A 21,004-nucleotide genomic window follows, 5' to 3' on the forward strand; every position below is an offset into this window, starting at 1 on the left:
GGCTGAGATTCTAGCTTAGTCAGACGTCGATGACTACTAGCTTAGTTCTATTTGTCCAAACGTATAGACTTTAAATAAATAAAACGTATTAATTAAAATCAAACTAAGGTTGGAAACAACCGTGGTATTCACAAAGTCCAAACTGAACGATAGAAACAACAGACTACAAGCAGCGATAGCTGCGCCACGCAACAGCGTGATCTGATTGATAAAAAATGCGCCTAAGCCTAGCGCTAACAATACAATATTAATGAGCCAGTTGAACTCGTTGAGCATGGTCTGTTTGGTCTTCCATAGTTGATTAAAGGAGCGCCATTATGGTGATCATTTAACCATGCTTCAAGCGAGTATTTTTATAATTTTCGGATTAGTTTTTTTAATCTAAAATTAATTTTTTCAAGGCGGAAATAAAGCCGTTTTGCTCAATGATTTGATATTTTTGACAGCTATCTGGGTTGTTTAGATCTGCACACAAATATAGCGTATCCCTTTCAAGTGCTGGACGTGGGTGCAAGTTAGAGTCAAATAACACAGGGTCAATACCAGGTAGTCCTCCCCAATACACACTTTGCGAAACGAGTCCTAACTTTTCATAAGTTATAAGCTTTGGCTTGGGAAAGACCAGTGCGATTAGCATAATTACCCCTAGCACAATCCATTTAGTTGGACTTTTCCGCGAGCTTGGCGGCATGTTTTGGGTGGTAGATTCAGAGGCTGACTTCTCAAATGTTAAATTACCTTTGTGAGGTGTTCTTTTAATGCGAGCCTTGTGCTTTCCCTTTACTTGTCCAAGTAACTGAGCTTTTTGTTGTTTTTTTTGCTTATTTAAATTGTTTGCCATGCTTAGATGTAGCCTTTTAGTTGCAGCACTCTATAATAGTTCTATCATCTTAATAATAGCGTATTTTTATGTCGCAGCCTATGGGAAAGGATTATGGAACAGCAAATCTCAATATTAATCGTCGATGATGTGGGAACAGTGCGTAGCTTTTTACACCAAACCTTAATGCACCTGGGAATTGAGCATGTGAAAGAGGCCTCAACTGTTCGCCAGTGTATTAACGCCTGTGAAGAACAGCACTTTGATATCGTGTTTTTAGATATAGAATTACCGGATGGAGACGGCAAAGAAATCATTGCGCAACTTAATGATATTAACCCTGATCTTAATGTTGTGATGGTATCTGCACATTCAACTGTAGAAAATGTAAAAGATGCCATTGAGTTAGGCGCTAAGGGGTTTGTAGTCAAGCCATTTTCACCAAAGAAAATTGCAGCAATGTTGAAAAAGTTCTATCCAGAATTAGAGATAAGTTAGGCTGAAGGGTGTATTTAAGGCATAAAAAAACCGACTTTCGTCGGTTTTTTTAATCAAAAACAAATTATAGTGCTTTGATTTTAGCAGCTAAACGGCTCTTATGACGAGCAGCTTTGTTTTTGTGGATTAGACCCTTAGTTGCGTAACGGTCTAGGATAGGTGTTGCAACAGCAAATGCTTGAGTTGCAGCTTCTTTGTCACCAGCTTCAATAGCAGCTACTACTTTTTTGAAGTAAGTACGCATCATTGAACGACGGCTTGCGTTGTGCTGGCGGCTTTTTTCGCTAGTAATAGCGCGTTTTTTTGCAGACTTGATGTTAGCCAAGGTTTGCTCCTAACAATCTTAAAATAAGCTTAATTTAAAGGCCGAGGAATATGCCTGTTTTAATCGCAAAAGTCAATAAAATTTGACAACTGCGGCCTTTGTTTCTTTCTCATTGGTGGCCTGAATTAACAAAACAGTAAGCAAAAAGCTCGCTATCAAGCATTCTCAGGCCATTGAATCACACCAATACCAAAGAAATTCCCCGGCTGTTGCGATTAATGGAGCGCATTGTAGCAAACCTTACTTCGTTCACATAGTGTTAGGCTAATAAATTTTACTCTATGGTCGTTTTCGTACGATTAGATTGTCATAGAATCATGATCCTATGGCATAATTGGTGGGTTTTACTGATGGTTTTAATTTTGGGGGAAGAGTGGGCAAAGGATTATTTAAATCCGGCATGATAGTCAGTGCAATGACTATGATATCGCGTGTAATGGGATTGGTGCGAGATGCAGTCGTGGCGAACTTGCTTGGAGCTGGGTTAGCTGCGGATGTATTTTTATTTGCCAATCGGATCCCCAATTTTTTACGTCGTTTATTTGCTGAGGGAGCGTTTGCGCAAGCGTTTGTACCAGTACTTTCTGAAATCAAAGAAAAGCATGGTGATGATGACGTGCGAATCTTTGTAGCGCAGGCAGTGGGAACCTTAGGCACGATACTTATGTGTGTCACTATTTTGGGTGTTGTCGGCTCTCCAATTATTGCTGCGCTTTTTGGTACAGGTTGGTTTATAGATTGGTGGCAAGGTGGGCCAAATGCTGAGAAGTTTGTCTTGGCTAGTAGTTTATTAAAATTAACTTTTCCATACCTGTTTTTTGTCAGCTTAGTCGCGCTCAGTGGCGCAATTCTTAACGTGTACAATCGATTTGCCGTTGCCGCTTTTACGCCAGTGCTGTTAAATATTTCTATCATAAGCTGTGCCATATTTTTACACGACGTATTTTCTGTCAGCGCGTATGCACTTGCCGTGGGGGTGTTTATTGGCGGAGTGGTACAGTTGGCGTTTCAGTTACCTTTCTTATTTCGCTTGGGGGTTTTGAGTCGCCCTACGTTTGCTTGGTACTCGCCTCAAGTAAGCAAGGTACGTAAGCTTATGCTACCTGCTATGTTTGGTGTGTCTATTAGCCAAATCAACTTGTTATTAGATACCGTTATTGCGTCATTATTGGTAACAGGGTCAATATCATGGCTTTACTATTCAGATAGATTGATAGAATTTCCACTTGGCCTGTTTGGGATTGGGATTGCGACCGTGATCTTACCTGCGCTATCTAAATTGCACGCTGGGGACAAGTTAGACGATTTTCAAAAAACCTTGGACTGGGGCGTACGCTTCATCTTATTTCTCGGATTTCCTGCGATGTTTGGGTTGATGGCAATAAGCCCACTGATAATCTCAGTGTTGTTTGATCACGGTGCCTTCTCGTCTGCTGAGGTTGACCATGTACAGGCTGTAAGTTACGGCGTTGCTGCATATTCCGTAGGGTTGGTTAGTTTCATGTTAATTAAAGTGTTAGCTCCTGGGTTTTATGCGCGTCAGGATACCAAAACTCCAGTGAGAATAGGCATTGTAACTTTGGTGCTCAACATGGTGTTTAATATCATCCTGGCACCATTTATTGGTTATTTAGGGCTAGCACTCGCGACTTCTCTTTCTGCCACCTGTAATGCTCTGTTGCTATATCGCCAGCTTAATCGTGATGGAGTTTATCGCGTATCTGGCTTTACATGGGGTTTTGCGATTAAATGCGTTGTAGCGGCGGTTGTGATGGCTGTGAGTGTGGGGTATGTCACCTCGTTATATTCGTGGCAAAGTTGGCTGTTGTTGGAGCAAATAGCTTTGCTCGCTCTTTTGCTGCTAATGGCAATGGTAGTATATTTTGGTTTACTGCTGTTATTTGGCGTTAGGCTGACAACAATCAAAGACCTGCGAGATTGATAGTAAGTGAGCGGCCATACCAACTGTAAAGTTGTGCTTGCCTTAAGGTATCTAGATGTTCGCATTTTTAGGTAACTTGGGTATAATCGCTCACTTTCAACTATTGCGTAAATAAGGCATTGAAACTATGCAACTGATCAGAGGTATCCATAACATTCGGCCACATCATTTTGGCTGTGTGTTGACTATTGGTAACTTTGATGGAGTGCACCTAGGGCATGTTGAAGTTCTAAAGGGGCTAAAACAAGATGCGCAGCTACATGGCTTACCTAGCACTGTGATGCTATTTGAACCTCAGCCACAAGAGTTTTTTGCGAAAGAAAAAGCGCCAGCCAGACTGACTCGCCTAAGAGACAAACTTGTGTTGTTGTCTAAGCTGGGTATCGACCGCGTTATTTGTGTTAGTTTTAATGCAAAGTTTGCCAGCCAGCAAGCCGAAAACTTTATTGAACAAGTTCTAATAAATAAGCTGGGCGTAAAAGCACTTACGGTTGGCGATGACTTTCGCTTTGGTAAAGCCAGGCAAGGTGACTTTGGGATGTTACAACGCCTTGGTAAAGTGCACGGTATGCACGTCAAAAATACTGAAAGCTTCCGACGGGACGATCATCGAGTGAGCAGTACGCTAATCAGGCAGGCGCTGAGTGAAGGTAAGCTTGATGAAGCGCACCAAATGTTGGGACATACCTATTGTATATCTGGCCGGGTGATACATGGCTGGAAAAAAGGACGCGAACTTGGCTTTCGAACTGCAAATATAGCGTTGAAGCGACAAGTAAACCCTGTTCGCGGAGTATTTGCTGTGCGGGCGAGTGTGGCAGGAAAACAGTACAATGGTGTTGCCAATGTAGGCAATAAACCCACGCTAAATGGTACAAAAGCACTGTTAGAGGTGCATTTATTTGATTTTAACCAAGATGTCTACGGACATTTTATGCAAGTGGAGCTGATCAAAAAGCTTCGCAATGAGCAAAAATTCGATACATTGGAACAATTAACAGCGCAAATCAGCGAAGATGTTGCCGCTGCTAAACAATGTTTTAATTTTAAGTAGCCGATACGGAAACTAGGATAAATGAGCGACTACAAACATACTTTAAATCTACCGGAAACTGAGTTTCCAATGCGCGGTAACTTAGCGCAACGCGAGCCAAAAATGCTTAATGCTTGGTATGAACAAGACTTATATGGTCAGATTCGTAACGCGAAAAAAGGTAAGAAGCCATTTATTTTGCATGATGGCCCTCCGTACGCCAATGGTGACATTCATTTGGGTCACTCAGTTAACAAAATCCTAAAAGACATCATTGTAAAATCTAAGACGTTATCAGATTTTGACGCGCCTTATGTACCAGGCTGGGACTGTCACGGATTACCTATCGAGCTACAAGTAGAAAAGAAAGTGGGTAAGCCTGGTCAAAAAGTGACGGCTGCTGAATTTCGTGAAAAGTGTCGTGAATATGCCGCCAAGCAAGTAGAAGGTCAAAAAACAGATTTTAAACGTCTTGGTGTACTGGGTGATTGGGATAAGCCTTATCTGACTATGAACTTTGACTTTGAAGCCAATGCTATCAGAGTACTAGGCCGTATCATCAACAATGGTCACCTGCATAAAGGTGCAAAGCCTGTTCATTGGTGTACAGATTGTGGTTCAGCATTGGCGGAAGCGGAAGTTGAATATCAAGATAAGCAATCACCTGCGATTGACGTACGTTTTGATTTTGTCGATCAGCAAGCTGTGGTCAGTGCATTTAATCTGGCTGATGGTCACGAAGGACAGGGCACAGTTAGCACTGTGATCTGGACTACCACACCTTGGACTCTGCCTGCGAACCGTGCCGTTGCGGTACATGCCAAACTTGAGTATGCCTTGGTTCAGGTTGAAGATGAAGGTAAAGAGCAGCGTATTATCTTAGGGTCTGAACTGGTAAAGGACGCAATGGATCGCTTTGGCTTTAAGCATTTCCATGTATTGGGTTATGTCAATGGTCAAGCGCTTGAAAACCTGCGTGTGGCTCACCCTTTCCTTGAAATTGATGTACCAGTTATCTTAGGCGACCACGTTACAACTGACTCAGGTACAGGTATCGTTCACACAGCACCAGGCCACGGTCCGGAAGATTTCTCGGCAGGTCTGGCATACGGCCTAGAGGTTGCCAATCCAGTTGGCGCAAATGGTGTATTTTTGCCAGACACGCCAATTTTTGCAGGACAACACGTCTTTAAAGCCAATGCGAGCATCGTAGAGCTGTTAACTGAAAACGGTACGTTAATGCATCACCACGCCTTGCAGCACAGCTACCCGCATTGCTGGCGTCACAAAACACCGATTATTTTCCGTGCCACTCCTCAGTGGTTTGTGAGTATGGACCAAGCAAACTTGCGTCAAGACTCACTTACTGAGATTGGTAAAACTCAATGGATCCCTGAATGGGGCGAAAACCGTATTGCTAACATGGTTGAGGGACGCCCAGATTGGTGTATCTCTCGTCAACGTACGTGGGGTGTTCCAATTGCGCTATTTGTAGACAAAGACACCGGAGCGCTACACCCAAATACCAATGAGTTGATTGAGCAAGTTGCTAAACTCGTTGAACAAAAAGGCATTCAGGCGTGGTACGACTTAGAACCAGAAAGTTTGCTAGGTGATGACGCGCAGCAGTTTGTAAAAGTACAAGATACGTTAGATGTATGGTTTGACTCGGGTGTTACACACGCTTGTGTGGTTGATGCAAGGGAAGAGCTAACGGGCCCTGCTGATTTGTATCTAGAAGGTTCGGACCAACACCGTGGTTGGTTTATGTCATCTATGATGACGTCAGTGGCGATTAATGGTCACGCACCGTACCGTCAAGTGCTGACTCATGGTTTCACCGTGGACGAAAATGGTCGCAAGATGTCAAAATCGTTAGGTAACGTGATTTCACCACAAAACGTTATGAATAAGCTGGGTGCTGATATTCTGCGTCTGTGGGTGGCTTCAACAGATTACACAGCTGAGATGACAGTATCGGATGAAATTTTCAAGCGTTCAGCCGATCGCTACCGTCGTATCCGTAATACAAGTCGTTACTTGTTGGCAAACCTAAGCGGTTTCAACCCTGCAACTGACTTAGTTGCGGTAGAAGATATGGTTGAATTGGACCGCTGGATTGTGGCACGTGCTGCAGAACTACAAAAAGAAATTATTAATGCATATGACAACTACCACATGTTGGTTGTTACGCAGAAGTTGATGAACTTCTGTACAGGTGAATTGGGTTCTTTCTATCTTGATGTGATAAAAGACCGTCAATACACTGCCAAAAGTGATAGCCATGCTCGTCGCTCTTGCCAATCGGCGCTTTATCATATTGCTGAAGCAATGACGCGTTGGATGGCACCAATCATGAGCTTCACAGCGCAAGAGATCTGGGAAGTACTACCAGGTGAGCGCGGCCAGTTTGTGTTCACCGATGTATGGTACTCAGGACTTGAGAACGTGACAGAAGGGGCACTGAATAACGAGTACTGGCAGAATTTATTAGCGGTACGTGATGAGGTAAACCGTGTGCTTGAAAACGCCCGTAAAGAAGAGCTTATCGGTGCGACATTACAAGCAGAAGTGACCTTATACACGGGGGGGGATTTAGCACAATCACTACAGCAAATTGGTGATGAACTACGTTTTGTTCTATTGACGTCAAAAGCGACGGTAGAAGTCGTTAATAGCAAGCCTCAGCACGCCATCGCGACAGAAATCGAAGGTTTATACATCTCGATTCAGGCAACCGAAGCTGCAAAATGTGAGCGTTGCTGGCATTACTGTGATGATGTAGGTCAGCATGCTGGGCATGATGACTTATGTGGTCGTTGTGTAAGCAACGTAGAAGGTGATGGCGAACAGCGTCAATTTGCATAGGAGCATTAAGTGACTAGCACAACCCAAAGAAGTGGTTTAGTCTGGTTATGGCTGAGTCTACTGCTTTTTGCAGTAGACTACGTGACCAAGGCTGTAGTGGTTGCTAACATGGAGCTTTATGAGTCGATAAAGCTATTACCATTTTTTAATTTTACCTATATGCACAACTACGGCGCAGCCTTTAGTTTCTTGAGTGATGCTGGGGGCTGGCAGCGTTATTTCTTAAGCGTGATTGCAATCGGGATCAGCGTTTTATTACTATATTGGCTTAAAAAGCTACCTGCGAAAAGCTGGGTCTTATGCTGTGCCTATTCAATGGTATTAGCTGGTGCGCTTGGTAACTTGGTTGATCGATTGATACATGGGTATGTAATTGACTTTCTGCATTTTTACTATCAAACCTGGCATTATCCAGCGTTTAATGTTGCGGATATGGCAATCGTTGGTGGTGCTGCATTGTTAATTTTTGATGCCTTTAGAGGTGATAACGCGCAGGAGAAAAAAGTATGAGTGAGCAAGTGATTGGTCCACAATCTGAAGTTGTGTTTCACTTTTCTATTAAACTTGAAGATGGTTCCGCAGCGGACTCTACCAAGGTTCATAATAAGCCAGCAAAGCTGTTTATGGGTGATGGTAGTCTGACGGAAAACTTTGAGAAATGCCTGTTAGGTCTAAAAGCGGGCGACAGCAAGTCGTTTGATTTGCAACCGGAAGATGCTTTTGGTCAACCAAACCCAGACAACATCTATTATCTTGATCGCAGTAAATTCGGTGCAGATGCACCCGCTAAGGTGGGGAACATTATTGCGTTTACTCAGCCTGACGGCACTGAGTTACCAGGGCTTATTCGTGAAGTTGCAGGTGACTCGGTGACCGTAGACTTCAATCATCCATTGGCAGGTCAACCAGTGACCTTTGAAGTTGATATCTTAGAGGTGAAAAACTAATGGACATTTTGCTGGCAAACCCGAGAGGATTTTGTGCGGGCGTGGACCGTGCGATAAGCATTGTTGAGCGAGCACTAGATATCTTCGAAAAGCCCATTTATGTGCGCCATGAAGTGGTGCATAACAAGTATGTGGTTGATGGATTGCGTAAGCGAGGTGCGGTATTTGTTGAAGAACTTCATCAAGTACCGGATGACAGTATTGTTATTTTCAGTGCGCATGGGGTATCACAACAAGTACGTCAAGAAGCAAAACGCCGTGAGCTAAAAGTGTTTGATGCAACTTGCCCATTGGTTACTAAAGTACATATGGAAGTGACTCGCGCAAGCCGCAAAGGAACTGAGTGTGTACTGATAGGACACCACGGACACCCTGAAGTCGAAGGTACCATGGGGCAGTATGACAACCCTAACGGTGGGATTTACTTAGTAGAAACGCCACAAGATGTTGCTAAGTTGCAAGTAAAAGACGATAGCAACTTATTTTATTGCAGCCAAACGACCTTATCAGTTGACGACACCGCGGATGTGATTGATGCGCTACGTGAAAAGTTTCCGAAGATCCATGGCCCGCGCAAGGATGATATTTGTTATGCCACACAAAACCGCCAAGATGCGGTAAGAGATTTAGCTGATAAAGTTGACGTGCTATTAGTGGTCGGCGCTAAAAACAGCTCTAACTCTAACCGCTTACGAGAACTTGCGGATAAAATGGGAACGCGAGCTTATCTTATTGATGATGCAAACAGCGTCGATTCTGACTGGTTTGCTAACGTACAAAAAGTGGGAGTAACAGCTGGTGCATCGGCACCTGAAGTACTTGTGCAGCAAGTTATAACTCGCTTGAAAGAACTTGGTGGACAAACAGTAGTAGAAAACCCCGGCGAAGAAGAAAATGTCGTCTTTGCTGTTCCGGTTGAGCTTAGATAATCCACCAAGCGGCGTGTCATGCTTAAGTCGAACGATTTAACTTCACAGCTGCTACCTACCATTGTTACCGCCAGAGGTGTATTGGCCATGCTGATCACCTCTCAAATTCTCGCCTGTGTACTGGCGTTTGCACCATTGAGTTATGAAAGTGTTTGGGTTCGCTTAGGGATATTCAGCTTATTTATTCATTGTGTGAGTGCTGTTGGCTTTAGCACACTTTATTGCCTACGTAATAAAGTGAGTCGCTATGGCTTTGTGAGCCAAGTAATGCTAACGCTCGTTATATTTCAGTGTATAACCATGCTGATAAGTGTTGTTGTTAGTTATTATTCTGCTCTTTATGATGGTATTTTTGATTGGACATTTGTGCTGAAAAATATGGCGATATGTTTGTTTGTATCGTTGTTTTTTATTCACTCAATGACGATTTTTTTGGATAAGCTACAAACCGTTGAAACGCTCTCAAAAGTGGAGTTTGAAGCGCTGAGTGCCCGAATTCGACCACACTTTTTGTATAACAGCTTAAACACCATTGCTGAACTTGCTCATTGCAATGCCGATGACGCAGAGCAAGCGGTACTCACTTTAGCGCAGCTATGTAAGGCAACGATGCGCGCACAACAATTAGCCTTGTTAAGTGATGAATTACAGCTCGCAAAGCAATATATAGCGCTAGAGCGTTGGCGCTTTGGTGAGCGATTAACAGTCAACTGGTTTGTGCCTGAGTCTATCCCTAGGATTCAACTGCCGGTATTAACGGTTCAGCCACTGTTGGAAAATGCGGTTATTTATGGCGTAGAGCCTGCTACTCAAGCCACGCAGATCGATGTGCGTCTACATATAGAAAAGCAGTATGTGGTGCTTACTATCAAAAATGGTTATAACAGGGCTCGAAAAGCAACTCATCAAGGCCAAGGCATTGCCCAAAACAATATCCGCGCTAGATTAGCACATCATTTTGGCGAACGTGCAAGCTTGGAGATTGAACAAGGCGAGCATGTATACACGGTTACCCTGTGTGTGCCTCTGGATCACTTGTCATGAAGTATTTGGTGGTGGACGATGAACCATTAGCACGTCAGCGAATTCAACGCCTGTTATCACCTTTATCTGATTATGAATGCTGTGCACAAACGGGCAATGCAGAAGAAGTTATATCATTGGTTGAGTGCCATCAACCACAGTTGGTGCTGCTGGATATTAGCATGCCGGGCATGGATGGATTAGAGGTTGCCAAGCGACTCAGTACGATGGACCCCTCCCCGAAAGTGGTTTTTATTAGTGCGCATCCTGAGTACGCTTTAGAGGCATTTGGGGTGTTTGCCAGCGGTTATCTGGTTAAGCCCGTTCAGCAAAGCGAATTGCACGCATTGTTAAGACATTTGTTTCCACCAAGAATCAAGTACTCAATTGGTAATCATATTCGTTGGCTGGAAGTGGCTGACGTATTAGTTGCTCGCGCTGAGGATAAATATACGCAGCTGTTTTTTGAAGGCGGGGAAGCGGTGGTTGATATGAGCCTTAAACAGTTGCAGATAAGTTATCCTGAGCATTTTGTACAGGTACATAGAAACACGTTAGTAAAGCGTACTCAGATGCAATCACTTACTTACGATGGTGATGGTTACTACGTCCATGTAACTGGGTACCCCGAGGCCATCGCGGTTAGTCGTCGGGCTGCACAAGCGCTTAAATCAAGCTCTTAACCGTTTATCGGTCCATTGAACCGTTTATCTGTAAACTGCTTGCTTATGTTTTGCAAAATTATAGGCTAACCTCATGAAGCTCCTTTTTTCGTTGTATTATGCGGATAACATCGTCTCACAATAAAGGCTTTACATTACTTGAGGTATTGATTGCATTTATGGTGCTAAGCTTCGGCCTGCTAGGTGCCGTCGCACTGCAAGCGAAGGCGAAGCAAGCTAGCTTTGATGCCATGCAAAGAGCCGCAGCGCTCGCCTTAGCTAAGGATATAGTGCAACGCTTGAGAGTGAATGATACACAGGCGCTTAGCACCCACTATAAAGTCGTTTTTAGTAGTTCCTCCACTTTAAACCCAGTCAACAGATGTTTCAGTCAGCAGTGTGATTCTACCAGCATTGCAGCAATGGACATTGAGCATTGGCGTCAGGCTATTCGCGCCAGAGAAAATACCGGTTCTTTAGATAATACAACAGTGTGCATTACGCCTTCTGTGGTTGGCGGCACGCGCAACCGAGGTTACAACGTAGAGGTTGTGGTTGCTTGGCAAGGCAAACAAGCGATGAAAGCAAGTTCAGAGAATCAAGCAATTGACTGCGGTGAAAAAAACGATAAACGCAGGCTTGTGGTGATTAACAGTTATGTGTTGGTGAGGGCTTAAGTATATGCGTGTGAAGGGTTTTTCCATTATTGAGCTGTTGATTGCACTGTTTATTGGCACCTTGATACTCGGGGGCGTGGTCGCAACCTATGTGAGCATGAAAGTGACCACCAGAGATACGCTTGCCATTGGTGAGATGCAAGAAACAGGACGCTTGGCGTTGTCTATTTTAGCACGCGATATTGAGCAGGTTGGATTTTGGGGCACCTTTTACGAAGCTGGATTTAGTGAAGAGAACGTGACGATGGCAGAATCTGTCGGTAATCCAAGAGGAGATTGCTTTGGTGGTATCAACAACGGCAGCTTTCCTGATAGAGCGCCTTCCAATTTTCGTTCTATTTATGCTGCCGTAGCCACCGATAATACCCTTAATTGTATCTCAAATGCGAAGAAAAGCACCGAGGCCGTGCAACTTAAGTTTTTAGAAGGTAATCAGTTGCCAAACGTGGCTGCCATGCAAACAAATCGTTACTACTTTATTGCCGATCAGGAACAGGCAATGTTCACTTCTGGTCAGCAACGCACGGCATTACCTACCGTAAACTCTACGCTTTGGCCATACAGCCATCATGTTTACTACGTCAGTGAGCAGCAAGTGACGCTGCGTGATCAAACGATTACTATTCCGGTATTATCACGTCGGCGCTTAACGGTGAATGGCGGTATGATCAGTGAAACGGTCATGGAAGGTGTCGAAGACTTACGTTTGGTGTTTGGGCTTGATACCAATGCAGATAACCGAGTGGATAGTTACCGTAGTACTGAGGACATGACCGCTGCTGATTGGGAGCGGCTCAATGGTATTTTAACCGTGCAACTATTTATTTTGGTCAGAGCACTGGAGCCCGATCCCGATTTAAAGCTCGCAAATCAAACCTACATCTTAGGATCAGATCCTGACAAGCGGGTTCATACATTCAACGATAACTTTCGTCGCACGGTGTTTTCTACCACCATCAGGCTTAACAATATGGGGTCAATATTATGGCGCTTGTAAAGCAACAAAGAGGTATTGTTTTAATCACTGCGATGATCATGATAGTGGCGGTAACTGCAATAGCAGTCACCTTGATGAGCACCAGTAGCATTGATTTGAAAATTACTAATGCAGCGCAAGAACGTGAAGAAGCTGAGAGCTTGTTAATGGGTGAGGTGCAAAGGGCGGTGGCACAGCAAGCCGCGCTTGCAGAGCAAAGCTTATTTACGTTTAGCCGAGAACAGTTAGAACAAGGCAACAACACCTTTGACGGACAGAACGGGGCCACAAATAGGGTAACAAGCCTTAATAATGGCCCGATGGAAATTAGCTGCCCACGTTCGTACAGCGCGACAAACGGATTGATATGTAACATGACGCAACTTGAAACCACTATCAACTACGGTAGTAAAGACCAATACACCATCACTGTGGTAACGGGCGTAGGACAAGAAATGCTCAGTGTAAAAGAGGGTCGTTAAGATGATGAAGTGGTGGCTACTTTTACTCACAGTTATGGCTTCTCATGTGTTGGCTGAAGATATTGAACTATACATAAAACGCAATGCGGATGTGACTCAAAAGCCGAGAGTTATGGTGGTGTTTGATACCTCTGGGAGTATGGCGTTCTCAAGTACCACAGGGGAGGATTGTGGATATGACTATTTTTATGATAGGTATATTTTATGTGCGGATAACCGTTTAGGCGTGGCCAAGACCGCTATCACAACGTTAGTTAACGATAATCCAGATATTGATTTTGGGCTTATGCGTTTTAACGACAGTAATGGTGGTTATATATTGGCTGGCCTTGGCTCAAATACCAATAAAATTAAAAACCAGATCAATGCACTTGAGGCCAATGGGGCCACCCCTTTGAGCGAAACTCTTTGGGAGGCATATTTATACTTAACTGGTGGTAGTCGCTATTATTCTTGGTATTGGCCATCGTCGCAGCGAGACACGAGTGTTGAACGTTACAGCAAATATATTTCCCCGTTTGAGTCGATTGCAGCTGATCCAAATATTTGTAGCAGCTCGGCGAATTTGATTGTGATGACGGATGGTGACCCTTCTAACGACAGCCAAAGCAATTGGAATATTGCAACAGAATACTGGAACACATTTTCAAAAAGCGCGACCACCGTACACGATAGCTATATGCCCGCACTTGCTAAAATTATTCGTCATAAGGAAGATTTATATACTCAAGCAGGTAGTGTGGAAGATAGAGGGCGGGTGTACACCATAGGTTTTGGTCGTGGTATGAGCGATGAAGGTACCGAAATCTTGCAAAAAACTGCGGATTTGGGAGGGGGGATTTATACGCAAGCGAATACACCACATGAACTATCAGAAGCGTTAAAAAATCAAATCGACAATATTCGTCAGCTCAACGACAGCTTTTCGTCACCGTCAGTTTCGACCAGTAGCTCTGATCACACCCGAAGTGGCGAGTCTTTGTATTACACTATGTTCTATCCTGAGAGCCACACCCGTTGGCAAGGTAACCTTAAAAAACTTAAGTTTTCAGATGATAAAGTGGTGGATATGCACGGTGCGCCAGCCCTTGATGAAAAAGGCTTAATTAAGGCAAGTGCAACCACTTTTTGGTCGCAAAGTGGCTCTCAAGATGGTAACAGCGTGAAACGTGGCGGGGTTAATTATCAGCTTAGTCAGCAAATCACACGAACTATTTATTCTGACTTTGGTACTGACGCGTTACTTCCGTTGACCATTCGACAGGGGCGCACTAGATATAAAAATAGAAATAAATTTGCTCGAAAGTTTGGCACGAATGCTTCGCAGCTGCAAAACACCATAGACTGGCTTTATGGCAAAGATGTTGACGATGAAGATCAGGATAATAATACCCAAGAACGCCGTGATACCATATTTGGTGACCCGCTGCACTCAAAGCCAGTATCTATGGATTATGGCAATGGTGACATACGTATAGTTGTTGGCACCAACGACGGATTTTTACACATGTTTAAGGACAGTGGAAATACCGTACAAGAAAGCTGGGCCTTTATGCCGGAGTATTTATTTAAAAATGTTTCGGATATACGTAACAGTAAACCAGATACAAAACTTTATGGTATGGACGGACCGTTGACCATTTACTTTCATGATACACAAAAAAATGGCGTGGTAGATGGCAACGATAAAGTATGGTTGTTTGCCGGCATGCGCCGTGGTGGGGCGCGATATTATGCCTTTGATATTACCTCTCCAGATAGCCCAAAGCTGATGTGGGGAGGGCCCTTAGTTGGCGGTCAAGGGGGCTTTGAAGAACTCGGTCAAAGCTGGTCAAAGCCTGAAGTTACGTTTATTGAAGCAAAGGGTGACTCACCGGTGCTTATCTTTGGAGCAGGGTATGATACTGGCAAAGATAACTACACCAAAGCCACCGATCAGATTGGACGTGGCATCTTTGTGTTGGACGCAGCAACGGGTGCCCTTGTCTGGTCTTTGACGCCAAAAACAGGCTATAAGGGGGCACATAGCGTGGCTGGAGATGTTGCTATGTTGGACTCAAACTATGATGGTTATACCGATAGGCTCTATTTTGCTGATACGGGAGGGGATGTGTGGCGGGTTGATATGCCAAGTGCTGCGCCCAACGATAGTAAAGAGCCTTGGACGCACCATAAGCTTGCCCAATTGGCACAAAATGGTAGTAGTGGCGATCGGCGCTTTTTTTACAAGCCCGCCGTAGTGAGAACATTTTTCAGTAAAGTAACGGTTACAACAACCCCTGATGGCAGCGTCAAAACGCGTAAAGATACGCCATACGAGGCGGTGATGTTAGGCTCTGGTAACCGCTCACGGCCCACATTAACGGGTGTTAATGACTACCTGTTTATGCTCAGAGATGAGCACACTGTCACCCAGTCATTTCAAACGAATGTACCCGAGGTTATCACAATTGGCAATTTAATGGATATCACCGGTGACCCATTTGCGTTGCAGCGCAGTAGTCTTGAAGGATTTACCAATGTTGAAGCAACACTGGGCGCTTTTAAGGGATGGAAGTACGCGCTATCTGGCAATGAAAAGTCGCTGGCAGCACCTGTCGTTGCTGGTGGTATTGCTTATTTTACCTCGTTTACCCCACCTGCGAATGTCAGTCGTTGCGAGGTATCGACAGGAAAGGGCCACATGTACGCGTTTCACCTGCATTATGGCACACAAGTGTATGAACAATTGAAATATGAAACCACCCACACAGTGCCTGATACACCAAAAGTTTACTTTAGCTGTGAAGGTGGAAGTGAAAGCGAAAGTTGTAAAACGGTGGTACGTATGGTCGGTCCTGCACTAGACACCACCGTGAATAGTCAAGATGGTGGGCCTTCTGCGGGGACTCCATGGACTCCATCAGCGCTGGTGGATGACCCTGTACCAGTACTAGTTGATGGCAAGGTTTCTCTGGTCAAGCCAAGCTTGGACTTTGGTTTAACAACACGGCAAATGTTTATCTATAAAAAAGAGCAAAATGATGAAAAGTAATAAGAGTATGGATGGATTTACATTGCTTGAAGCGCTGATTGTTTTGGTGATCTTAGGTATCGTCGTATCAATCGCCTATCCAAGCTACCAAACTCACTTGGTGAAAGCTGCCAGAGCAGAAGCAATGGTGTTGTTACTGGATGCGGCAAACAGACAGGAGCAATATTTTATTGATAATAGAGTGTATACCACCACTTTATCAGACATAGGTGTGCCAGAGAAAACAGAAAACGGTTACTATTCTTTGTCTGTAACAGTTAATGATGATGAGTTTGAAGTGAAAGCGAAACCCATAGCAGGCCCCGTCAAAGATGATCAGCAATGTACCGAGCTAAAAATTAATGAACTAGGGCAAAAGCTCAGCACTGGGAATGGTACAAACGAACTATGTTGGAATCAACAATAACTCACAAAGGGCATTTTTCTGTGTCTCTCAGGCGTGCCCTGCCAGAATTACTGATACTCATCTCTAAACCCCTGGATAGTCCTTGATGCTCAGGCAAACAGTAAACAAAGGTGCCATTAGTGAAGCCCTTAATTGATCCATCGCGGTTAAACACAATCGCGCGACGTGGGTAAACTAAATTATCCGTTGTATGGATTGGCTCAAGTTCATATAGGCGCTTGTCTTTGGCATCAAATACTGTTGGCTCACCGCCATCAATAAAAACTGTGATCGATTTGTGCCATTGATCATCGCGACAGCGGTTGTGCTCAAGGTGGCATACCGTTGCTTGAAAACCTGTAGCACTGGCATGTGCTTTAGCAAGGCTTATGGCATGTTTAATGCGCTTCAGGGCAAATTCTGGTCGGTGTTCAGAGACGATTTCACCATAGCTAGACAGGGCTAGTGTAAGTAAAGTAGCCATGATAGCCATAGTTAAAAGTGATTCAAATAGGGTTAACCCTGCTTCCTTGCTGAGCATAGCGATGTCCATCCTTGGACCTTTATTGCTTGCTAATTTAGTTAAGACTAGTGCATATATAAGTAAACACAAGGCAAACTTAGGTCGTTAGTTACATTTGTCTTGGCTTGTGCCATTGAACAATGCATTACCAGATAGTGTCACGGTGAGCATTTGATTGTTTTTATCTTCAGCGCCTGGGCAATACACAAACTTACCGGCTGCGCTGGTAATTTGCCCGCTGCCGTCAAAACGGATCAAAGAAGCGGTAAATTTCAGGGTATCCGCGCTATATACGGGGTCTAACGCACGTATAATGGTTTCTTCGTCACTATTAAATTGACCATCGTTATTAAGATCAACAAATGTTGCTATGGCATTATTTGCCCAGCTTGGTTGGCAGGCAAAGTTGCTTTTATCTCGGAGTTTCTCTGCGTTTACAGGACATAAGATGACAATTTGGTCATCGGCGGCTGCCTTTGCTCGCGCAAACGTAATATTACGTTTCAGTTCAGTTAGATATGACTCTGCTCGATTGCTATCGAGTAAATTGTTATTCGCATAAAAGGCGATTGAAGCCAAAGTGGCTAAAATTGTGAGAGCGATGAGCAATTCAATCAGAGTGAATCCGCGAAACTTTAACAAATGTGGGCGCATATTCTACAGTGGCTACAACTTTAGTTTTCTTCATTATGGCGTGGTTTTTTACCCTAACGCAATGACTTTGTTTGCTAACATTTTTAGGATTGATTAAAATCGACGCACCATCACAGTAAAGTACAAAACCATGAAAAAAATAGAAGCGATAATTAAACCATTTAAGTTAGATGACGTAAGAGAAGCTTTGTCAGACGTTGGTATTACGGGTATGACCGTGTGTGAAGTAAAGGGCTTTGGCCGTCAAAAGGGTCACACTGAGCTATACCGTGGCGCGGAATACATGGTGGATTTTTTACCTAAGGTAAAGCTTGATATCGTGCTGGCTGACGAAGATGTAGAGCGTGCGATTGATGTTATCCTGAAAACCGCTCAAACCGGTAAAATCGGCGATGGTAAAATCTTTGTGACTGAAGTTGAGCGCGTGGTGCGAATTCGTACTGGTGAAGAAGACGAAGACGCGATTTAACTCTGTTATAGCTGTAAGACTCAATAAAAAATCCCCACTATATTGCGGGGATTTTTATATTTGTTTCACGCTGGTTGATGAGGTTAGCGTTTGTTTAGTTCTCTAGTTTGACGGGCATGTTCGCTCAAGTCACTTAAGCCTAGTTTTTCGTAGCTCTTTTCCATGATTTCCAATGCACTGTCGAGGTAGCTACTTTGTGAGTAATGTTCAACAACATACTTACCGCGGTTTGCTGCGGCCAAGTAAGCTTCACGTTCAAAGTAATACTGTGCCACTTTTAATTCATAGCGTGCCATCTTGTTTAACAACCAAACGAGGCGCTTTTTAGCTTCTGGTACATAAGCGCTATCAGGGTAGCTGTTAATTAGGGTGGATAAATCTTGGAACGCCACGCGCGTGCGGTTGGCATCGCGGTCCGCTCTATCAACACCGAAATAGTCTTGGAATGCGTTTTCGTCTGCTTTGATATTGACCAAGCCACGCATGTAGTACATGTAATCAAGATTTTTATGGTTTGGATTTAAACGTATAAAACGGTCGATGCTTGCCAGTGCTTGGTCAGTATTGCCTGTCTGGTAATAAGCAAATACCAAATCCATCTGCACTTGACGAGAATACGGACCAAAAGGGTATCGAGCATTAATTGCACTTAACAATTCAATTGCGCGCGCATACAAGCCTGAGTCTAAAGTTTGTTTGGCATCTTCATATAACGCTTGGGCTGATTTATTGGGTACGCGTTCTATTTCATCTTGCTCTGGCGCTGAAGAACAGGCCGCTAAGCCTAAAAATGAGGCGCTAAGTACAATGGCAAAGGCGCGCGTCCTTAAGTTATTAGTCATTTTATTTTACTACCTTTGTTGTCTTCGGCTAGGCCAAGTCGGTAAAACCGAGTAAACTATGCATTTATGCGATTCTAACCCAGTCGAGCACAGCTTGCACTGGTAAATTAGGTAAAGTTACAGATGTCAGAGCAAATTTCCCTTCAAGCTGAAGTCCCAACCGAATTAGGTGGTAAACGTCTAGACCAAATATTGGCGCAATTGTTCCCTGATTTTTCACGTTCAAGAATAAAAACTTGGATTTTAGATGATAAAGTCACCGTCGATGGCGCAGTGCTCAATACACCTAGAGAGAAGCTACTCGGTGGAGAAGTGGTTGCAATCGAAACTCAGATTGAAGCCCCACGCGAATATGAGGCGCAAGATATCGCACTAGACATTGTGTACGAAGACGATGATATCCTAGTGATTAACAAGCCAATGGGCTTGGTGGTGCACCCAGGTGCAGGTAATCCAGATGGCACAGTGTTGAATGCGTTGTTACATCATCATCCAGATATTATTAATGTGCCTAGGGCCGGTATCGTGCACCGTTTAGATAAAGACACAACAGGGTTAATGGTGGTTGCAAAAACCATTCAGGCGCAAACCCATTTGGTGAAAAATCTTCAAGCACGAGAAAACTTTACCCGTGAGTATGAAGCAATATGTAACGGCACTATGACAGCGGGTGGTATGGTTGAAAAGCCAATCGGCCGCCATGCAACAAAACGTACCCATATGGCGATTCACGAAATGGGTAAGCCAGCTATCACTCATTACCGAGTAGCAGAAAAGTTTCGTGCGCATACGCGTTTACGTTTGCGTCTGGAAACAGGTCGTACCCACCAAATTCGTGTTCATATGGCGTATTTGAATCACCCCTTGATTGGTGATCAGCTATATGGTGGCCGTCCACGTCCTCCTCGCAATGCTACGCCTGAGTTGTTTGCACAGTTGAGAGACTTCAAGCGCCAAGCGCTGCATGCAATTAAGCTGAGTATTGCACACCCAATTACGGGGGAGATGATGACTTGGCAAGCGCCTGTTCCAGAGGACATGCAAATTTTGACTCAGGCGTTGCGTGAAGATACTAAGATTAACCCTGACCTGTCATTGTAAGGATAGTTGATGATACTGCCCAATTGGCCCATACAGCATCGAGTCAGTGCGTTGTCAACAACACGCCTCGGTGGCTATTCAAATGAGCCTTTTGACAGTTTTAACTTAGGCTATCATGTTAGTGATGAAATCTCTGCCGTGAATAGCAATCATCAGCGGTTACTTGAGTACTTGCCTCGGCCTGCGCAGTGGCTTGAGCAAATTCATAGCGCAAAGGTCATAACGGTAACGAGCCGCACAACAGCCACCGTTTGGCCGCAAGCTGATGCGTTATACACTCGTGTAGCACAACAGCCCTTGGCGATAATGACGGCGGATTGTTTGCCCATTCTGCTCGCTAATGAACAAGGCACGGAAGTGGCCGCTATTCATGGTGGTTGGCGGCCTTTAGTACAGGGCATTGTTGCCAATACGCTAAGTCTATTTGACAGTCCAGCTGAACAACTATATGCATGGCTTGGGCCGGCGATAGGGCCACTGACATTTGAAGTCGGTAGCGAGGTCAAGACGCAGTTTTGCGAACAAAATAGTGCACATAGCAGTGATTTTAGTGCGCAGGGTGATGGTAAATATCTTGCCGATATTTACGGTATTGTGCGCAGACAATTAGCACGCTCAGGTGTTGTTCGCATCTTCGGCGGACAATTTTGCACTGTCAGCCAAAGAGAGTTATTTTTTTCTTATCGTCGTGACGGGCAAACTGGACGTATGGCCAGTTTGATCTGGCGCAATTAATCCTATTTTCCTCGCTTTCGTTACTTGAACATTCGCACAACAATACCCATTAATTAACTAGTTATTAGTTTTTGATAGG

At 44.2% G+C, this 21,004-nt stretch carries 23 protein-coding genes; 17 read left to right on the plus strand and 6 right to left on the minus strand.

Going from position 1 to position 21,004, the window contains the following annotated elements; genetic code table 11:
• Nucleotides 1–36: 36 nt before the first annotated feature.
• On the minus strand, nucleotides 37–276 hold the full coding sequence (locus L1070_RS12350; protein WP_070986618.1) for a hypothetical protein: 240 nt from the start codon (nucleotides 274–276) through the stop codon (nucleotides 37–39).
• Between the two features lie 100 nt (nucleotides 277–376).
• A complete protein-coding gene (locus L1070_RS12355; protein ID WP_237125769.1) occupies nucleotides 377–841 on the minus strand; it encodes a hypothetical protein in 465 nt (154 codons plus the stop codon).
• A 93-nt stretch (nucleotides 842–934) separates the two neighbouring features.
• On the opposite strand from L1070_RS12355, the gene L1070_RS12360 reads away from it, so the two are divergent.
• On the plus strand, nucleotides 935–1,318 hold the full coding sequence (locus L1070_RS12360; RefSeq protein WP_237125770.1) for a response regulator: 384 nt from the start codon (nucleotides 935–937) through the stop codon (nucleotides 1,316–1,318).
• Between the two features lie 64 nt (nucleotides 1,319–1,382).
• Here the strand turns inward: L1070_RS12360 and rpsT are convergent, their stop codons facing one another.
• The gene (rpsT, locus tag L1070_RS12365; RefSeq protein WP_070986621.1) at nucleotides 1,383–1,643 is read right to left on the minus strand and encodes a 30S ribosomal protein S20; all 261 of its coding nucleotides are present in this window, start codon (nucleotides 1,641–1,643) and stop codon (nucleotides 1,383–1,385) included.
• A gap of 373 nt (nucleotides 1,644–2,016) precedes the next feature.
• Here rpsT and murJ point away from each other — a divergent pair, with 373 nt between their 5' ends.
• The 13 genes from murJ to L1070_RS12430 all read left to right on the plus strand — a co-directional run bounded on the left by murJ (nucleotide 2,017) and on the right by L1070_RS12430 (nucleotide 16,622).
• The gene (murJ, locus tag L1070_RS12370; protein WP_276204896.1) at nucleotides 2,017–3,585 is read left to right on the plus strand and encodes a murein biosynthesis integral membrane protein MurJ; all 1,569 of its coding nucleotides are present in this window, start codon (nucleotides 2,017–2,019) and stop codon (nucleotides 3,583–3,585) included.
• A 127-nt stretch (nucleotides 3,586–3,712) separates the two neighbouring features.
• On the plus strand, nucleotides 3,713–4,639 hold the full coding sequence (gene ribF / locus L1070_RS12375) for a bifunctional riboflavin kinase/FAD synthetase (protein WP_070986622.1): 927 nt from the start codon (nucleotides 3,713–3,715) through the stop codon (nucleotides 4,637–4,639).
• 21 nt (nucleotides 4,640–4,660) lie between these two features.
• Complete coding sequence (gene ileS, locus L1070_RS12380) at nucleotides 4,661–7,486, plus strand: isoleucine--tRNA ligase (protein ID WP_237125771.1); 2,826 nt, start codon at nucleotides 4,661–4,663, stop codon at nucleotides 7,484–7,486.
• 9 nt (nucleotides 7,487–7,495) lie between these two features.
• The gene (lspA, locus tag L1070_RS12385) at nucleotides 7,496–7,996 is read left to right on the plus strand and encodes a signal peptidase II (protein WP_070986624.1); all 501 of its coding nucleotides are present in this window, start codon (nucleotides 7,496–7,498) and stop codon (nucleotides 7,994–7,996) included.
• Complete coding sequence (gene fkpB, locus L1070_RS12390; protein WP_070986625.1) at nucleotides 7,993–8,433, plus strand: FKBP-type peptidyl-prolyl cis-trans isomerase; 441 nt, start codon at nucleotides 7,993–7,995, stop codon at nucleotides 8,431–8,433. Before lspA ends, fkpB begins: the two co-directional genes overlap by 4 nt.
• Nucleotides 8,433–9,362 carry a 4-hydroxy-3-methylbut-2-enyl diphosphate reductase gene (ispH, locus tag L1070_RS12395; RefSeq protein ID WP_070986626.1) on the plus strand — a complete coding sequence of 310 codons (930 nt, stop codon included), beginning with the start codon at nucleotides 8,433–8,435 and terminating at the stop codon, nucleotides 9,360–9,362. The genes fkpB and ispH overlap by 1 nt, the downstream gene beginning before the upstream one ends.
• Nucleotides 9,363–9,380: 18 nt before the next feature.
• Complete coding sequence (locus L1070_RS12400; protein ID WP_237125772.1) at nucleotides 9,381–10,406, plus strand: histidine kinase; 1,026 nt, start codon at nucleotides 9,381–9,383, stop codon at nucleotides 10,404–10,406.
• Complete coding sequence (locus tag L1070_RS12405) at nucleotides 10,403–11,068, plus strand: LytTR family DNA-binding domain-containing protein (protein ID WP_237125773.1); 666 nt, start codon at nucleotides 10,403–10,405, stop codon at nucleotides 11,066–11,068. The genes L1070_RS12400 and L1070_RS12405 overlap by 4 nt, the downstream gene beginning before the upstream one ends.
• A 98-nt stretch (nucleotides 11,069–11,166) precedes the next feature.
• Nucleotides 11,167–11,724 (plus strand): type IV pilus modification protein PilV, encoded by a 558-nt coding sequence (gene pilV / locus L1070_RS12410; RefSeq protein ID WP_237125774.1) that lies wholly within the window; start codon nucleotides 11,167–11,169, stop codon nucleotides 11,722–11,724.
• Between the two features lie 4 nt (nucleotides 11,725–11,728).
• Entirely contained in the window at nucleotides 11,729–12,721 is a 993-nt protein-coding gene (locus L1070_RS12415; RefSeq protein ID WP_237125775.1) for a PilW family protein, read from the plus strand.
• Nucleotides 12,709–13,182, plus strand: coding sequence for a pilus assembly protein PilX (locus tag L1070_RS12420; protein ID WP_070986631.1), 474 nt, complete (start codon nucleotides 12,709–12,711; stop codon nucleotides 13,180–13,182). Before L1070_RS12415 ends, L1070_RS12420 begins: the two co-directional genes overlap by 13 nt.
• 1 nt (nucleotide 13,183) lies before the next feature.
• Nucleotides 13,184–16,216, plus strand: coding sequence for a PilC/PilY family type IV pilus protein (locus tag L1070_RS12425; RefSeq protein WP_237125776.1), 3,033 nt, complete (start codon nucleotides 13,184–13,186; stop codon nucleotides 16,214–16,216).
• Nucleotides 16,203–16,622, plus strand: coding sequence for a type IV pilin protein (locus L1070_RS12430; RefSeq protein WP_237125777.1), 420 nt, complete (start codon nucleotides 16,203–16,205; stop codon nucleotides 16,620–16,622). Before L1070_RS12425 ends, L1070_RS12430 begins: the two co-directional genes overlap by 14 nt.
• 1 nt (nucleotide 16,623) lies before the next feature.
• On the opposite strand, the gene L1070_RS12435 is transcribed toward L1070_RS12430, so the two are convergent.
• Both L1070_RS12435 and L1070_RS12440 read right to left on the minus strand, forming a co-directional pair.
• A complete protein-coding gene (locus tag L1070_RS12435; protein WP_237125778.1) occupies nucleotides 16,624–17,142 on the minus strand; it encodes a GspH/FimT family pseudopilin in 519 nt (172 codons plus the stop codon).
• Nucleotides 17,143–17,229: 87 nt separating this feature from the next.
• Nucleotides 17,230–17,778 (minus strand): GspH/FimT family pseudopilin, encoded by a 549-nt coding sequence (locus L1070_RS12440; RefSeq protein ID WP_237125779.1) that lies wholly within the window; start codon nucleotides 17,776–17,778, stop codon nucleotides 17,230–17,232.
• A 130-nt stretch (nucleotides 17,779–17,908) separates the two neighbouring features.
• Here L1070_RS12440 and glnB point away from each other — a divergent pair, with 130 nt between their 5' ends.
• Nucleotides 17,909–18,247 (plus strand): nitrogen regulatory protein P-II, encoded by a 339-nt coding sequence (gene glnB / locus L1070_RS12445; protein ID WP_070986635.1) that lies wholly within the window; start codon nucleotides 17,909–17,911, stop codon nucleotides 18,245–18,247.
• Nucleotides 18,248–18,330: 83 nt separating this feature from the next.
• Here glnB and L1070_RS12450 read toward each other — a convergent pair whose 3' ends face one another.
• Nucleotides 18,331–19,089 carry an outer membrane protein assembly factor BamD gene (locus tag L1070_RS12450; RefSeq protein WP_070986636.1) on the minus strand — a complete coding sequence of 253 codons (759 nt, stop codon included), beginning with the start codon at nucleotides 19,087–19,089 and terminating at the stop codon, nucleotides 18,331–18,333.
• A 123-nt stretch (nucleotides 19,090–19,212) separates the two neighbouring features.
• On the opposite strand from L1070_RS12450, the gene rluD reads away from it, so the two are divergent.
• Nucleotides 19,213–20,190 carry a 23S rRNA pseudouridine(1911/1915/1917) synthase RluD gene (rluD, locus tag L1070_RS12455; RefSeq protein ID WP_070986637.1) on the plus strand — a complete coding sequence of 326 codons (978 nt, stop codon included), beginning with the start codon at nucleotides 19,213–19,215 and terminating at the stop codon, nucleotides 20,188–20,190.
• Nucleotides 20,191–20,199: 9 nt separating this feature from the next.
• Nucleotides 20,200–20,925 (plus strand): peptidoglycan editing factor PgeF, encoded by a 726-nt coding sequence (pgeF, locus tag L1070_RS12460; RefSeq protein WP_237125780.1) that lies wholly within the window; start codon nucleotides 20,200–20,202, stop codon nucleotides 20,923–20,925.
• Nucleotides 20,926–21,004 lie beyond the last annotated feature (79 nt).

The sequence above is a fragment of the Pseudoalteromonas sp. MMG022 genome, from assembly GCF_021654245.1.
Taxonomy (GTDB): domain Bacteria; phylum Pseudomonadota; class Gammaproteobacteria; order Enterobacterales; family Alteromonadaceae; genus Pseudoalteromonas; species Pseudoalteromonas amylolytica.